Genomic DNA, 15326 nt, shown 5'->3' with positions numbered 1-15326 from the left:
GCAACATGATGGATACATTGGCAAACGTTACGAAGGAGGGGTCTATTTCTATTATTCATTTAGATCATCCACCTGCAAACACTTTGTCATCAGTCTCTATTGAAAACCTGCGTCGTATTTTCCAAGAGCTAGCGGAGGATGAAGATACAAGTGCCATTATTATTACAGGCACTGGCCGATTTTTTGTCGCTGGGGCTGATATAAAGGAGTTTGTTTCAGCCTTTGGCCAACAGGACAAAGCATTACAAATGGCTCAAGCAGGGCAAGCGCTATGCGATGAAGTAGAAGCCATGAAGAAACCAGTTATTGCGGCCATTAATGGACCGGCCCTTGGAGGAGGACTCGAACTAGCGTTAGGATGTCATTTCCGAATTGCTTCGAATCAAGCCATTCTCGGCTTACCAGAATTAAAGCTTGGGCTACTCCCTACATTCGGGGGGACTCAACGACTTAGCAGAATAACAAATCAAGCAACGGCGCTCCAATTAATTTTAACAAGTAAACAATTGAGTGCAGACGAGGCATTACAGCTCGGTATTATCCAACTCGTAACAGAACCTGAGGAACTTTTGATGACGGCTAAGACTGTTGCGCAGTCCTTTGTTGAGGGTAAAAGTATGACAAGTGTCTCTCGTACAATTGAATGTGTAATTCAAAGCACGAAGGCTAATTTACAACAAGGACTAGAGCTTGAACGAACGCGTTTTGCTGAGCTATTGTTAACAAATGATGCTAAAGAAGGTGTGCAGGCATTTATTGAAAAAAGACAGCCACACTTTAAACATTGTTAAAGGAGGGTTCCAACATGGCAAACGAAGTATTATTTTCGGTCGAAGATGGAGGTGCGGCAATCATTACATTGAATCGCCCTAAAGCTTTAAATTCTCTTTCCACTGACATGCTTAACCCCATTAGAGAAAAATTAAAAGAATGGGAAGCGAATGATGAAATACGTCTTATTCTACTACAAGGGGCAGGGGAGAAGGGATTTTGCGCTGGGGGTGACATCAAAACACTTTATCAAGCACAATCCAGTCAAGATGCATTACAAGGGGCTGAAAACTTTTTCGAAGTAGAATATGAAGTGGATTTGGTGATCTATCATTATCCTAAACCCATTATTGCTTGTCTTGATGGCATTGTCATGGGAGGTGGAGTCGGTTTAACCTATGGAGCAAGCCACCGAATCGTTACAGAGCGTACAAAATGGGCGATGCCGGAAATGAATATTGGCTTTTTTCCAGATGTTGGAGCGGGCTATTTCTTAAACAAAGCGCCAGGTTTTATTGGTTACTACCTAGCATTAACTGCATCCACTATTAAAGCAGCAGACGTCCTTTTTGCTAATGGTGCAGATCATTATATGACGAGTGATAAGCTATTTGATTTCCTTCAAAGTGTAAAACAGACGGACTGGCATTCTAACAATATAAACTCAATCTTAAACCAACTAATAAAGAAATATTCTAGTAAGCCAGCCGCGAACAGTGAACTTGAGAAGCTTCAAACAGTAATAAACCATCATTTTTCAAGAAATACAATAGAGGAAATCATACAATCCCTAGACTATGACCCAAGCGAATTTGCTCGTGACACGAAGCACTTGCTTCTATCGAAATCACCCTCCTCTTTAAAAATTACGTTACAGCAGCTCATTGACGCTCGTGAAAAAACAGTAGAAGAATGCTTTAAGACCGATTTCATTTTGGCAAGGAATTTTTTAAGACATAGGGATTTCTATGAAGGTGTACGCTCCGTCGTCATTGATAAGGATCGAAATCCTCATTATACCTATCAATCATTAGAAGAATTTACCGAAGAGGATAAGAAAAGGTTTTTTCAAGAAAACAGTGTAACATTATAGATTTCGTTTAAAAATCCTGTTAGTAGCAGGATTTTTTTATGGAAGAAATGGGGGACTGCCAGCTACTAGGCAAAAAAACTTTATCAAATGACATCCCCCCATTCAAAACAAGAATACTAGCTTTTGAGCTCTTCATTTTGAGATTGAGTAGAGCGGTGTAGGATGTTATCTAGTATTCTACCAGTAATCGGCATAAAGAGATGGAGGATGAACCCTCCAAAACAAACCGTTATGATTGTGCCAAAGCCAATTGGGCCTTTCACTATTAACGCTAGCACTAAAAACAGGATATAAATAGTCGTTCTTGCAAAAAAGATGCTCCTTTTCGTTAGCTCTTTAATTATTAATGTTAATCGGTCAACAGGAATCGGTGCAAAATTCGTATGTAAATAGGTGGCAGTCCCTAACCCAATCACAACTAAACCAACACCAAAACAAACAACTTGATTATACCAAGCTACAGGTGTTAACTGATTGTGTAACAAAAATAACCACAAATCAATCCCAATTCCCGTAATAAAAGCAGTAATAAAGCCCAAAAATTCGGGCCTTTGTTTAGTTAGTATGGAATTACAGCCTATTAAAATAATGGCCAATATAATTTCCCAGCTACCAACTGTCAGCCCTATATTTTTAGATAGTCCTACTAAAAGAGCATCGAAGGGGGAAGTACCTAGATTGGATCGAATAGTTAAAGAAATGCCCAGCGTTAAGATGAAAATGCCTATGACATAAAAAACATATTTCACTTTTACAACCTCCATTCATATTTTTATTGCATATACAACAAAAATAAGTTACATTCAATATATACTCTTTTTGTTGCATTTGCAACATAAAATCTATAAAGAGTTTTAAAGGAGTGTAATCAATGTCAATCAAATTAGCAAAATGTAGCTTAGGTGATTTAAAAAAACTCCAAGAGGTGAGTATTGAAACATTTAATGATACCTTTAAAGATCAGAATTCACCTGAAAATATGACTGCTTACTTGGAAAAAGCATTTACAGAGTATCGGCTGGAAAAGGAATTATGTAATGAAGCTTCAGAATTCTATTTTATTTATGACAATGATGTCATTGCAGGTTACTTAAAGGTGAATGTCAATGATGCCCAATCTGAACAAATGGGGAACGAGTCCCTTGAAATTGAGCGTATTTATATTCGACAGTCATTTCAAGGAAGAGGTCTTGGCAAATATCTTATGAACAAGGCTATCGAATTAGCTGAAGCCCAAAATAAAAGTAGCATCTGGTTAGGGGTTTGGGATAAAAATGACAATGCTATAGCCTTTTATAAAAAAATAGGCTTTGTTCAAACTGGAGCGCACAGCTTTTACATGGGCGAGGAAGAACAAGTAGATTTAATTATGACAAAAACACTCATTTAAATTTTAAATGGCAGAAACGTTGATATCGCAACATTTCTGCCATTTTTCTATACATACTTAATATTTTTCTGCATGAACATCTAGATGCCATAGCTCGTAAAAATAAAAACATTCAAGCCATAAGAACCATTTCGAAATGGAGCTCTCCCTTCTATTTCTTTGTAATATTTCATCTTTATAACCCGTTAAATATTAATAATCTTTCATAACTGATACAAATAACGACGTATTTCTCTATACTTTTACCTATTTCGATGGTTTATATTGCCATATAGGTCTTTAGACAGTTGAGTCATTTCCAAATTACCTATAATATGTAATTAATATTGAAAACGATAATCATTATCAATTGTAATCAATGTTCTAATTTACTTCTCAGTCTTTCTAATAAGGGAGACTCATTTTTTTAACAACGAGTGATAATGATTATCAATTAATAGTAAAAAGGCTCTGTGAAAGGATTGGTTTATTTCATGCAACAGATTGCTAAACAGATTGCAGAAAATGCAACGTTTCAGGCGTTTATAAATTGTTATATACGAGAGGTGAGAAGCGGGCATTGGGTCAAAAAGGAGGAGTGGATTAAAGAACAACGACTATCAGCACTGATTACAGAGGCACATATATTAGAGCTTGAATTACCAAAACAAAACATACGTTTTGCATTTGGGGTGGAATATAAATCTCTTGTCGGAAGACAGGTAATTGGTACGCCGTGGAAGTATTGTACAAAACAAAAACAATGGCTTGTCGAGGATAAATTATCGATACTTATTACGCTCATTCAGGAACTACATTTGATGGCTAAGAGGGATAGCAGTCTTAATCTTTCTTCCCATTTTGACGAACTCATTCTTCGCATAATTGAAAGCTACCAAACGATGGCCAATTATATTGAAAATAGTTTGGAAGGTGACAAGCAACCTGGGGCTAGCGGTACGTTTATTGAAGCGGAGCAGTCTCTCTTACTTGGTCATTGGCTTCATCCAACACCAAAAAGTAGACAAGGGATGGCAGATTGGCAACAAACCAGTTTTGCTCCAGAGTTACAAGGTTCTTTCCAACTTCACTATTTTCGTGTCGACCGTAAAATGGTACAAGAGTCCTCCGTATTAGAAAAAAGTGCGAGTGATCACATTGTTCAATCGTTAATAACATCACAGCCTAATTTTGTTACGTCCGTGAAGGATTGTTTCATTCCGGTCCACCCCCTACAAGCACAATGGCTTCTACAGCAACAATATGTAAAAAAGGCGATTGCTGAAGGATTCATAAAATACGAGGGTGCGCTAGGAGCTTTTTATACAGCAACCTCTTCAATCAGAACGGTTTATAACTCACAGGAAGAAATGATGTATAAGTTTTCAATTCCTGTCAAAATAACAAATTCATTGAGAGTCAATAGAACTCATGAACTTAAAGCTGGGATTGCTATGGCTCGATTAATGAAAAAAATAGATTTTTTACAAAATCATCCATCCTTTCAGATGATTCATGACCCTGCTTATATGACTGTAGAGTTTCCTAACCAGACGGAATCAGGGTTTGAGGTTATTTTTCGCTCAAACGTATTTCCTAAAGGCCAAGATGAAGGAATCTGCATGATCGCTACGCTTGTGCAAGAGCCCCTGCTAGAAGAAAAATCAAAGCTATGTCAGCTCATCATGAAAATTGCTCAATCCGAACTCCGGTCATTAGAGAGTGTCAGTTTAGATTGGTTTAAAGTTTATTGGACATGTGCGATTGAACCATTATTAAAATTATACGATGAGCATGGGATCGCTCTCGAAGCCCATCAGCAAAACAGTCTATTAAACATCTCTTCTGGTTATCCAACCACATATTATTATCGCGATAACCAAGGTTATTACTTATCAAAAGCCTATAAAGATGTACTTCTTGCAATAGAGCCATCTTTACATGAAACGGAAGAACTGTTTTACGAAGATGCCCTTATACAAGATAGATTTACGTATTATTTATTTATGAATCAACTGTTTCCTGTTATTTCTCGATTTGGAGCGGATCAGCTTATTAACGAAAATGTTCTTTTGAAGTGGTCTATAGAACAACTGCACTTATTAGAAAACGAATTGACAGGTTTCGGGAAGGCATTTGTTCGGAACATTCTAAATCAAGAAGAGCTTGCCTTCAAAGCAAACCTTTTAACAAGGTTCCATGATGTAGATGAACTTGAAGCCGAACTAGAACAAGCCGTATATACGAAAATTCCAAACCCATTTGTTCGACAGTATGAGGAGGCAGACTATGCAGCAGCTACAGCCTTTAGCTTCTAAAAGAGGAGAGCTACGTGTAAGGCGGCAGCTTGTAGAAGCGATGATCTTTGAGGGACTAATCAACTATGAAGAAACACGTCTGGATCAATGGACTTCAATTTTTACTCTTATTGGACAGACATACACCTTTCGCTGTGAAGGAAGAAGAATGGCATTTGATCGCATCCGAATAAAGGGAGATCATATTTTTCTAATAAGCAAGGATGAGACGATACAGGAGGCAACATTTGAGGAACTAGTCGATGAATTACTGACGAGTTGTCAAGATAAAGTTCGGTTACTGAAAGAACTTCATTTAACGAGTAATCTTTGCGATTGGAATGATAGACATCTCCAAATGCCGATGTCGAGAAGAAATTCGAGCTATGAGGAATTAGAATCGGAAATTATTGAAGGACATCCGTATCATCCTTGTTTTAAATCTAGAACCGGTTTTACGATTGACGACCATATAGACTATGGCCCTGAAGGAAAGCAATCATTCACCCTTCAATGGGTGGCAGTGAGAAGAAGCTATGTACGAATCGCTGTTCTTGAGAAAGAAGAAGATTTCTGGAAAAGAGAGCTAGGGCATTTACTGTGGGACGACCTTCTTAGCAAGCTTGCGAGATTCAATGGCATATTCGAAGACTATACGTTCTTACCTGTTCATCCATGGCAATGGCGTACCATGAAACAGGAGCTTGCTGAATTAATAGAACAAAAGGATTTCATACCTCTAAATGTGAAAGGAGATTACTATAGGGCAACTCAATCAGTGCGAACATTATGGAATTCTTCACATCCACAAAAAGCACAATTAAAATGCTCAATGAATATGGTGAATACCTCTTCATTACGAAAGTTACATGCTCATGCTGTTTGTGCTGCTCCTCATATTTCTGCATGGCTTAAACAGGTACTTCAATCAGATGCCTATTTACAAAAGACTGTTATTGTACTGGAAGAATACGCAGGCATTATTTTTGAACCGCATGCCACAAAGCATAGTAGCAAATTAGAAGGTCAGCTTGGCACCATATGGCGAGAAAGTGTGCGCGTGTATATGAAGGAGGAGGAGGAAGCAGTACCCTTTACGGTACTCATGATGATGGAGTTAGATGGGCGTTCGTTTATTGATGATTGGCTATGCCGATATGGAACGGAGGCGTGGATAAAACGCTTGATTGAAGTGAGTGTTATTCCAATTTGGCACCTACTTGTCGCTCATGGAATTGCAGTGGAGGCCCATGCGCAAAATATGATTTTATTGCATGAAAATGGGTGGCCGACTCGGGTTGTACTGAGAGATTTCCATGACAGTATCGAATATACGGAAGAATTCATAGCAGATAGAAACCTCATTCCCGATTTTGGAATGATACATGACCGATTTAAAGATGCACCTGCCGATGATTATTATTGGATGTCTTCTATAGAGGCTTTACGTGAGTTAGCGATGGATACACTATTCGTGTTTCATTTAAGTGAGCTATCTAATTTGCTAGAAGAGCAATATGGATATGAAGAAATACGCTTTTGGAATCAAATTAAGGACGGCATACAGAAGCACTTTGAACGCTTTCCATCTTTCCATACAAGAAATGAACAGCTTCAGTATACTAGCACACCTATTTATGTTGAATCCTTACTAAAAAAGAAATTGCAAAATAAAGAAGAAGGCAATTTTCGCCATATCGTCAACAATGCGTTGGCACAAGCGAATGAAAAGGGGAAATCATGATGTTTTATGTCAATGATCAATTTTATACAGTAGAAGATATTGAAAAACAGTTTGATATATATGAACGCTTACCACATCTAAAGGAATGTAACAATCGGAGATTAGCAATTTGTACAGATGATATTTTCCAATATATAGCTCTTTGTTTATACATTCGTGAAAAAAGAGGGTCAGTTGTCCCAATCCATTCAGCGACGCCAAAAGAGGGTGCCATAAGAATCGCTTCGACAGCGGGTAGTCATCTGTTATTGTTCCAATCCATTGATGATTTCATCGAATTATCCAATCTTTCCAATAACCAAGAAGGGGTATTAGTTCAAATGAGCTCTGGTACAACAGGAGCTCCGAAATGCATTGAACGAACGTGGAGCTCAGTGGACGAGGAGATTGAAAGCTATGTTACTACATTACCTGTTGATTCCTTGACAAATTCTATTGTTGCTTGCCCGGTTACTCACTCTTATGGATTTATTTGTGGTGTCCTAGCTTGTATAAGAAGAGGAGCAAAACCGGTTATTATAACGAATAATAATCCTAAATATATGTTGAAAAAGCTAAAAGAATATCCTCAGCACTTACTCTATGGAGCCCCAGCATTACTTTATACATTAAGTCGATTATTACCGATTGATCAACAATTTGATCGTGTGATGACGTCAGGGACTGTGATGCCACATGGCTGGTTAACATCATTAAGAGAGAAATCTAACCAAGTCCTTCAGCAGTATGGATGCTCCGAATCCGGCTGTGTTGCCATTCACCCTAATGTGGAAGATCCGAAAGAAATGGGGTATCCTCTTCCTCATGTGAAGGTGACAGCTGGTGACAAACAAACACCAAGCGAGATTATCATTGAAACATCTGCACAAACGATTTATACGAAAGATCTTGGCTATCTAGAAAATAATATTCTTTCTTTTCTTGCAAGAATCGATGACACGATTAATGTAGCTGGCTTGAATGTGTATCCGCAAGAAGTGGAAAACGTGTTAATGGATGAGCCAAGAATAGTAGAAGCAGTCGTATATAAGAAACAAGACCATTTATCAGGAGAGCGAGTTTGCGCACTCTATGTGTCTGATGAACCGATTGATCATATAGAACTTAGAGAGTGGTGTCGGAAATTTCTTGCTCCACATCAAATTCCGGTGGAGTTCGTGTTTGTTCGTGAAATCGAAAAGCTACCTAATGGAAAAATAAGTAGAAAAAAACTTGGAGGCATACCCGTATGACACGGCAACAACTGATCAAAAGCATCTATGATATTATGGAAAATTCATTAGAGTTGCAGACATTGTCTTCTTTTAATGAAGATGCCCGATTAAATGAGGATTTGTATATGGATTCCATTATGGTCCTTCAACTCATTCTTCATATAGAGTTGGACCTTGGCATTGCCATTCCTGATGAGGTGCTTGTTCCTAAAGATTTCAAAACAGTAGGGACACTAGCAAACTTCTTAGAAAAACAGCAAAAGGTAGAATAATCGGAGGCTAAAAATGATAAAAGTTCATTGTTTTGTAAGCTGTGTTTGTGAGGTTATTAAGAAGACTAAAGGCGTCGATCATAGGCCTTATTATTTTGGGGTATGGGATGCGGATTTCGATGTGCTTGATAATGGTGTGCTTACATACCACTCTGATGAAATTGATCATGATTTCTTTCAAACATGGTATGAAATGCTTTATGGAATCAAGCTTCACAAATGGTATGACGAAAATCAAACAAAACACGAAAATATAAATAAGCTACTAGCGTTATTAGAGCATAAATCTCCCCAGCAACATGTAATGGTGATGTTAGATTTATCAAAGCTTCCAGAGCGAGAGAATAAATTTCATCAAAGTCCATTTCCTCATTATGTGATGCTAGAATCGACAGAAAATGAAGAAGAGTGGTTTATGTATGACCCTGATTTTCGCTGGGAGGGGTTATTACCGAAGGAAAGAATTATAGCTGCCATCCTAGAGCCAACTGTAGGAGGAGGTTATTATTTTGATTCCGAGACGATCATTGCTCCAACTTCTGATACAGTTGAAGCCTATTTTAATACATGTATCAAGCTCCAGCGTAATCCATTGACAGATGCCATTGCTGAAATAATTAATGAGCATACTGCAGAAAATGACAAAGAAAGTATCTCGAAACTGCCGGCTGCCATAAAACAATTGCCAGTTATAGCGATAAGAAAATATGCATATGAGCATGCATTTGCATATTTTTGGGAAGCACTTGGCCGTGCTGAGGAAGGCTTTGACATATGGTGTGATGAAATTGAGCGTTTAGTGAAGGGCTATACAACGGTTCAATATCGAGTGATGAAACTTGCGATGACGCATGATCCATCATTAATAGAAGATATTTATGTGAAGCTAGAAGAACAAAATCTACTTGAGTTCAAGATTAAGCAAGGATTACAAGAATGCTTTCAAGCATGGTTAACACTACAGTACAAGAAAGAGGTCACGTTATGAAACTATCTATTTGTACAATCTCGTTTCGACACCATCTTCATTCAATAGATCAATTAGCTCACTTTGCCAAAGCACAAGGCTTTCATGGTATTGAGCTTTGGGGTGTTCATGCAAAGAACTTAGCAGATGATCTTCATTATGGAGCAGATTGGCTAAGATCCTTCGGTTTGGAAACGAGTATGCTTAGTGATTATTTACCATTAGAGGCACCGGTTGCTGAAATGATGGCTGAAACAGAGAGGTTATCTGCACTTGCAGAGCGCTGGGGAACAAACAAGATTCGTACTTTTGTCGGCAAGCAGGGCAGCTTAGAAACGAGTAAGAAGGAAAGAGAAGAACTTACTTTCAGACTTGAATTGATCTGTGATTATCTCGAGTCAAAAGGACAATACTTGCTTGTTGAAACTCATCCGAATACGTTGACAGATAATCTACCCTCAACCATACAGTTACTCGAAGAAACGAACCACTCAAGCTTACGAGTTAACTTTGACGTTTTACATGTATGGGAATCAGGGGTGGACCCAATTGTCGCCATGAAGCAACTTCGTCCTTATATTTCACATTTTCACTTTAAAAATATTGCCTCTCGGACACACCTGGATGTTTTTGCTCCACACAATGTCTATGCTGCATCAGGGACTCGAGAAGGGATGGTTCCATTATTTGAAGGGGCCATTGACTACGGTGAATTCCTAGCAGAAATAGATTCAAATAGGGAGATAGATGCCTCACTAGAATGGTTTGGATCAAATGTGAAGAGTGTTTTAACAAAGGATATACAGGATATAAAGAAGGCTTTACAGCTAGTGCAAATTTAGTATAAGGCTATAGAGAATCCCAAGAAAAAACATTTGTCGTCTTTTCCTTGGGATTTCTTTTTTATATTGGCTTAATTATTCTAAGCGATACGTCAGGAGAGCTATTGATTACAAACGATCAGTTTTCAAAGCTTTCATATTTCGCTACATAGAAATAATTTTGGTCGCCACCGTTTGCTGAAATACCTGGTCATGCTCTACAAACACCATTGTAGGATTAAAGCTCTGGATGAGCTCTTCAATTTGTAGACGGGAATAGATATCTATAAAGTTTAATGGTTCATCCCAAATATATAAATGAGCTTTCTCACATAAACTTTTGGCAATAAGTAGTTTTTTCTTTTGCCCACCTGAATAATGAGCAATATCCTTCTCAAATTGAATTCGATCAAAATCCATTTTACGAAGGATGGATTTAAATAATGTTTCATCAATCTCATGCTCTTCAATAAAATCAGATAATGATCCCTTCAAGTGGGAAGTATCCTGCTGAACATAAGATATAATAAGACCTGAGCCTACATGGATAGTACCCGTATGCTGTATGTCGTTTCCATGAATAAGTTTTAAAACACTACTTTTACCGCTTCCGTTTTTTCCATCAAGAACAATACGATCACCCTGTTCAACTTTAAAGCTTAATGGTTGATTAATCATGTGGTCATCATATCGAACAGATACATCGGTCAAAGTTATAAGTTCCTTTGACTGAAATGCCAATGGCTCTAGTTTCAAAGACTCCGTTTTTTCTACATTTTTTAGCAATTTTGATTTTTCATCAATCGCTTTTTGCTGTCTTGATTCAATGTGCTTCGCTCTCTTCATCATCTTAGCTGCCTTATGTCCGACAAAACCTTTATCTAGCTTAGACCCTGAATTCGTCGTCCCATTTTTAGAAGCCTCAACTTGATTGGACCAGCCTGCCGAACGCTTCGAGGAATGTTTTAATCTTTCAATGTCCTTTTGTAGACGATGGTTTGTTGCTTCCTCATGTTCCTGCTGTCTATCAAAATTTAACTTCCATGAAGAATAGTTACCACTTTGAACGTCAATATTGGCTCGATTGATGGAAAGGATATGGTCCACACAGCCATCTAAAAACGTTCTGTCATGCGAAATCAAAATAAATCCTTTTTTCTTCTTTAAATAGTTAGCGACAATTTTTCGTGCATCTGTATCTAGATGGTTAGTCGGTTCATCAATTAATAGAAATTTTCCCTCCGTCAAGAAAAGGGAAGCAAGCAAAACCTTCGTTTGTTCTCCGTTCGATAATGTATAAAAGGGGCGATACATAACCTCAGCATCTACATGTAGATACGATATTTCACGAAGATACTCCCAATCCTCTGCCTGCGGGCAAATCTCCTCAAAAATTTCATACGTATATTTGTTCCGATCTGCAACAGGGTAGGGGAAATAAGTAAAATCTACTGAAGCATTAATTTTCCCACTATACTCATATTTCCCTAATAATAACTGAAAGAATGTTGACTTCCCGCGACCATTTCGACCGATAAATCCTAGTTTCCAATCCGTATCTAATTGAAAGTTAACACCTTCAAAAATAGGATCAAAGCTACCTGGATAGGAAAATGTTAAATTTTGAACTTGTATCATTGACATGATAACTCCTCCTTTGTATAGCAAACCTTTTTTCTTTCTTTTATACAAAGTCGGCATATCCATCTGGAATCCATGTCTCCGCATAAGTAGGATGGATATTAACGACTTATACGGAGATTTACATGTGTAACAATTGTGTCTAAATCGCTCATTTTCCACACTCCTTTTTTAGAATTTTGATGTAACTATGAGAGAATAAAAAAATCCCCCCAATTGTCATTGGAAGGATTAGTCGGTTACAGGTATTGATTAAGGACTTTTTTGCCATAGGAAAATGACGAAAAAAGTATAAACTGATTGATAAAAATGGACAGACTAATCCTATATTTTGTAGTTTGAAGTAATTGATTTCAACTTAAAATATAGTTTAGTTCATCATTGTTCATCCATCAGTCCTCTCATAATTGTATATTCATCGTACCAAATTTTTTCTTGAATTACAAATCAGCCTATTGTTCGTGTAAAAATAGATGGGGCACAACACGAATATAAATGATTTCTCCTATAATTTCGACAATCGTTTGTGTAACGATAATAGCAACCACTACTGTATGTATTGGATCTGGCAAAGATAGGGCCAAGGGTAGAACAACAAGCGAATTACGTGTTGAACCACTAAATATTAAAGCTCGACCAGATGCAGGATCAAGTTTGAATTGTTTGCCAATAAGTTTTGAAATAAATGGCATGATAAGCATAAAGGCCATGTAAACGGGAATGACCTTAACTATCAAATCAATGGATGTCGATAATTTTCCGATTTGTGAAGCGACAACAACAAACAATGTCAATGCCATAAAGGGAACTGGTAGCCATGCAGAAAATTGAATGATTGTATGACCGACTATAGATTTTTTAGCAAGTAGCTGAACAATAATCGCGATGACCAATGGGATGACGATGAGCTTAAAAAATGCCTCTAGGAAAGGGCCCGCTTCAACTATTTCCGCTGCTTCATGTCCAATAAATATCCACAAATAGAAAGGTAGTAATAGCATTTGGGTCATGAAAAGAATAGGTGTTGAAATCAGCATGGCTTTTTCATTTCCACCACCGAGTGCTGTAAAAACAATGACATAATCAATACAAGGTGTCAGTAATACCAAATAGACGCCAAGTAATAAAGGTGGGTGGTTTGGTAAAAACAAAGTTAATAGCCATACAACAATTGGTACCGCTATATAGTTGACCGTTAGCAATGCCCCCAAAAAACGACGAATAGCAAAAGCTTCTTTTAAAGAGCTGAAAGGAATTTGTGAAAACATGCTGTACATTAATAATGCAATAACAAAAGAAAGGGTAATGTCCAAGCGTGTGCCTATATCAGGGGCAAATAACCCTATAGCTCCTGCCAGTAATAAAACGAATACATACAGGGAAATCTGATTTTTTTCTAATGCTTCTCTTGAAATCATTGTGATTTTACTCCTATTTATTAAACCTAGCCCATAAACATTCCTCTATTAGGGTACCATACAATATGAGATTGGAACTATATAGTTCTTGTTATTTTACTTAGTGAAAATTACCATAAGACGGGTAGCCAAAAGGTGGATACACTCCAAACCATACTGAGAGAAAAACATTGTTCCTATAGATTTGCGTGCAAAATCTCCAAATTGTGTTCCTCTGAATGCACCATCCTTTCGCATATTGAAAAATTTATAGACTCCTTAAAACCACCTACTACAAGTGGATACCATTCAACTAATGAGTTATGTTTAGGAGGTGAAGTTGTTTCAGTATATAAAATTAAAATCATCGGCAGGGGGGATTGGTTCCCCTTATTGTCTTACATACTTCAAGTTGGTTATCTTCAAAAAACGCCATATATCTAAAACTTAATTATATTAAACTTTTAATTAACATTTTTAATTTTTAAGTACAAAAAATTAATTTTGGTTATTTCATTTTTAAATTCTTTGGTATATAATCAAATCAACCTAAAGAAAGGAACTTCATTATGGCCTATCAAGTAATCACAAATTGTCCTGTTTGCAGTAAAACGTTAAAAATTACCAAGTTGCAGTGCTCTCACTGCCACACTACGATTGAAAATGAATTTGAATTATCGAAACTGGCATCCTTATCAAAGGATCAGCTTCATTTTGTGGAAGTATTTTTAGCGTGTAGAGGGAATATTAAAGATGTTGAAAAAGAACTTGGAATTTCCTACCCAACGGTTCGAGGAAAGCTAACAGATATTATTTCATCCCTTGGATATGAGCAGAAGAAGAAGAAAAATGAAGTAGATAAAAAGAATGTTGTTACTCTGCTAGAAAATGGCGAAATCACAGCAGAAGAAGCCATTAAGCTTTTAAAAGAAGAATAGGAGGAATAGATCATGAAAGAGGAAATTGCACGAGTGTTAACGATGGTTCAGGAAGGGAAAATTGATGCAGAAAAAGGCTCTGAACTAATTCAAGTATTGCAAGAGAAAGATGACGCGGGAAATAAGCTTTTAGATAAACCAGCTAAATATTTAGATAAAACATTAAAAGTTCGTATTGTTTCAACTGAAAATGATAACGTAACGGTTAATTTACCCATCAAGCTAGTGAAAGTTGTTTTAATGGCTGGACACAGTATCGCAGCTAGTATTCCACAATCTGAAAAATATGTGAAAGATCTGGATATCAGCCTTATAATGGAAGCCATCGAAAATGAATTAGATGGCCAAATCGTTGATATTAAATCGGCAAACGGGGATTCCGTTTCTGTGTTCATTGACTAGTGACCGACTGATGATACATGTCAAAGTGAAAACAAAGGATGTTCGACTTACCATCCCAATCCCATATGCGATGTTAAACATTGTTATTTCCATTTTGTCTTCAACATTATTTCAGCGTAATATAAACAAATGGACAAAAGAATACTTTGAAAGAAAAAAACTGGACTTTACCTTGCCGCCAATAGACAAAAAAACACTCAAGCCCATTGTCCAGGAACTGAAGAATTATAAAGGGATCTTGCTAGTTGATGTCAATGCACAGGACGGTACAGTTGTAAAAGTTAAACTATAATTTATTGAAATACAACCACTTACATCTGAAATAGTAGGTGGTTTTTTTACTTATTAGCTACGAATAGACAGGTAACACACCTTCAAAAAACCTTGGATTTTCATAGCT

15 protein-coding genes are annotated in these 15326 nt (G+C 37.2%); 12 read left to right on the top strand and 3 right to left on the bottom strand.

The features are described from left to right. Positions 1-5: 5 nt before the first annotated feature. Positions 6-791, top strand: a complete 786-nt coding sequence (locus MKX57_RS12360; protein WP_342550319.1) for an enoyl-CoA hydratase-related protein — start codon at positions 6-8, stop codon at positions 789-791. Positions 792-805: 14 nt separating this feature from the next. Next, the gene (locus MKX57_RS12355; protein ID WP_089986477.1) at positions 806-1864 is read left to right on the top strand and encodes an enoyl-CoA hydratase/isomerase family protein; all 1059 of its coding nucleotides are present in this window, start codon (positions 806-808) and stop codon (positions 1862-1864) included. A 116-nt stretch (positions 1865-1980) separates the two neighbouring features. On the opposite strand, the gene MKX57_RS12350 is transcribed toward MKX57_RS12355, so the two are convergent. After that, positions 1981-2613 carry a YitT family protein gene (locus MKX57_RS12350; protein ID WP_090001399.1) on the bottom strand — a complete coding sequence of 211 codons (633 nt, stop codon included), beginning with the start codon at positions 2611-2613 and terminating at the stop codon, positions 1981-1983. Positions 2614-2735: 122 nt separating this feature from the next. Between MKX57_RS12350 and MKX57_RS12345 the strand changes: the two genes are divergently transcribed. The 7 genes from MKX57_RS12345 to MKX57_RS12315 all read left to right on the top strand — a co-directional run bounded on the left by MKX57_RS12345 (position 2736) and on the right by MKX57_RS12315 (position 10569). Continuing rightward, entirely contained in the window at positions 2736-3254 is a 519-nt protein-coding gene (locus MKX57_RS12345; RefSeq protein ID WP_008177739.1) for a GNAT family N-acetyltransferase, read from the top strand. A gap of 473 nt (positions 3255-3727) precedes the next feature. Next, the gene (locus MKX57_RS12340) at positions 3728-5551 is read left to right on the top strand and encodes an IucA/IucC family protein (protein WP_090001401.1); all 1824 of its coding nucleotides are present in this window, start codon (positions 3728-3730) and stop codon (positions 5549-5551) included. Then, positions 5523-7274 carry an IucA/IucC family protein gene (locus MKX57_RS12335; RefSeq protein WP_239354629.1) on the top strand — a complete coding sequence of 584 codons (1752 nt, stop codon included), beginning with the start codon at positions 5523-5525 and terminating at the stop codon, positions 7272-7274. Before MKX57_RS12340 ends, MKX57_RS12335 begins: the two co-directional genes overlap by 29 nt. Then, positions 7271-8506: an AMP-binding protein gene (locus MKX57_RS12330; protein WP_008177743.1), complete on the top strand. Its 1236-nt coding sequence runs from the start codon at positions 7271-7273 to the stop codon at positions 8504-8506. The genes MKX57_RS12335 and MKX57_RS12330 overlap by 4 nt, the downstream gene beginning before the upstream one ends. After that, a complete protein-coding gene (gene asbD, locus MKX57_RS12325) occupies positions 8503-8760 on the top strand; it encodes a petrobactin biosynthesis protein AsbD (protein WP_008177745.1) in 258 nt (85 codons plus the stop codon). Before MKX57_RS12330 ends, asbD begins: the two co-directional genes overlap by 4 nt. 13 nt (positions 8761-8773) lie before the next feature. Then, positions 8774-9748 (top strand): DUF6005 family protein, encoded by a 975-nt coding sequence (locus tag MKX57_RS12320; protein WP_107922288.1) that lies wholly within the window; start codon positions 8774-8776, stop codon positions 9746-9748. Next, positions 9745-10569 carry a sugar phosphate isomerase/epimerase gene (locus MKX57_RS12315; RefSeq protein WP_107922287.1) on the top strand — a complete coding sequence of 275 codons (825 nt, stop codon included), beginning with the start codon at positions 9745-9747 and terminating at the stop codon, positions 10567-10569. The genes MKX57_RS12320 and MKX57_RS12315 overlap by 4 nt, the downstream gene beginning before the upstream one ends. Before the next feature lie 144 nt (positions 10570-10713). Here the strand turns inward: MKX57_RS12315 and MKX57_RS12310 are convergent, their stop codons facing one another. Then, a complete protein-coding gene (locus tag MKX57_RS12310; protein WP_342550318.1) occupies positions 10714-12192 on the bottom strand; it encodes an Lsa family ABC-F type ribosomal protection protein in 1479 nt (492 codons plus the stop codon). 449 nt (positions 12193-12641) lie between these two features. After that, positions 12642-13607 (bottom strand): arsenic resistance protein, encoded by a 966-nt coding sequence (locus MKX57_RS12305; RefSeq protein ID WP_107922285.1) that lies wholly within the window; start codon positions 13605-13607, stop codon positions 12642-12644. Positions 13608-14155: 548 nt separating this feature from the next. Between MKX57_RS12305 and MKX57_RS12300 the strand changes: the two genes are divergently transcribed. Genes MKX57_RS12300 through MKX57_RS12290 form a run of 3 tightly spaced genes read left to right on the top strand, consistent with a single transcriptional unit; the run spans position 14156 to position 15218 of the window. Continuing rightward, complete coding sequence (locus tag MKX57_RS12300) at positions 14156-14524, top strand: DUF2089 domain-containing protein (RefSeq protein ID WP_036227177.1); 369 nt, start codon at positions 14156-14158, stop codon at positions 14522-14524. Positions 14525-14536: 12 nt separating this feature from the next. Further along, the gene (locus tag MKX57_RS12295; protein WP_107922284.1) at positions 14537-14926 is read left to right on the top strand and encodes a hypothetical protein; all 390 of its coding nucleotides are present in this window, start codon (positions 14537-14539) and stop codon (positions 14924-14926) included. A 10-nt stretch (positions 14927-14936) separates the two neighbouring features. Beyond that, on the top strand, positions 14937-15218 hold the full coding sequence (locus MKX57_RS12290) for a hypothetical protein (RefSeq protein WP_107922283.1): 282 nt from the start codon (positions 14937-14939) through the stop codon (positions 15216-15218). Positions 15219-15326: the final 108 nt, after the last annotated feature.

The sequence above is a fragment of the Lysinibacillus sp. FSL M8-0216 genome, from assembly GCF_038595555.1.
In the GTDB taxonomy this organism is placed as follows: Bacteria; Bacillota; Bacilli; order Bacillales_A; family Planococcaceae; genus Lysinibacillus; species Lysinibacillus fusiformis.
The sequence above is the reverse complement of the archived record's forward strand: the minus strand, read 5'-3'. Positions and strand labels throughout refer to the sequence as shown.

Bases quoted from the DNA above. Each gene is read 5' to 3' on its own strand.
- MKX57_RS12290 (WP_107922283.1), top strand. From the start codon at position 14,937: ATGATACATGTCAAAGTGAAAACAAAGGATGTTCGACTTACCATCCCA.
- MKX57_RS12300 (WP_036227177.1), top strand. From the start codon at position 14,156: ATGGCCTATCAAGTAATCACAAATTGTCCTGTTTGCAGTAAAACGTTA.
- MKX57_RS12320 (WP_107922288.1), top strand. From the start codon at position 8,774: ATGATAAAAGTTCATTGTTTTGTAAGCTGTGTTTGTGAGGTTATTAAG.
- MKX57_RS12360 (WP_342550319.1), top strand. From the start codon at position 6: ATGATGGATACATTGGCAAACGTTACGAAGGAGGGGTCTATTTCTATT.
- MKX57_RS12340 (WP_090001401.1), top strand. From the start codon at position 3,728: ATGCAACAGATTGCTAAACAGATTGCAGAAAATGCAACGTTTCAGGCG.
- MKX57_RS12315 (WP_107922287.1), top strand. From the start codon at position 9,745: ATGAAACTATCTATTTGTACAATCTCGTTTCGACACCATCTTCATTCA.
- MKX57_RS12330 (WP_008177743.1), top strand. From the start codon at position 7,271: ATGATGTTTTATGTCAATGATCAATTTTATACAGTAGAAGATATTGAA.
- MKX57_RS12355 (WP_089986477.1), top strand. From the start codon at position 806: ATGGCAAACGAAGTATTATTTTCGGTCGAAGATGGAGGTGCGGCAATC.
- MKX57_RS12335 (WP_239354629.1), top strand. From the start codon at position 5,523: ATGCAGCAGCTACAGCCTTTAGCTTCTAAAAGAGGAGAGCTACGTGTA.
- MKX57_RS12310 (WP_342550318.1), bottom strand. From the start codon at position 12,192: ATGTCAATGATACAAGTTCAAAATTTAACATTTTCCTATCCAGGTAGC.
- MKX57_RS12295 (WP_107922284.1), top strand. From the start codon at position 14,537: ATGAAAGAGGAAATTGCACGAGTGTTAACGATGGTTCAGGAAGGGAAA.
- MKX57_RS12345 (WP_008177739.1), top strand. From the start codon at position 2,736: ATGTCAATCAAATTAGCAAAATGTAGCTTAGGTGATTTAAAAAAACTC.
- asbD (WP_008177745.1), top strand. From the start codon at position 8,503: ATGACACGGCAACAACTGATCAAAAGCATCTATGATATTATGGAAAAT.
- MKX57_RS12305 (WP_107922285.1), bottom strand. From the start codon at position 13,607: ATGATTTCAAGAGAAGCATTAGAAAAAAATCAGATTTCCCTGTATGTA.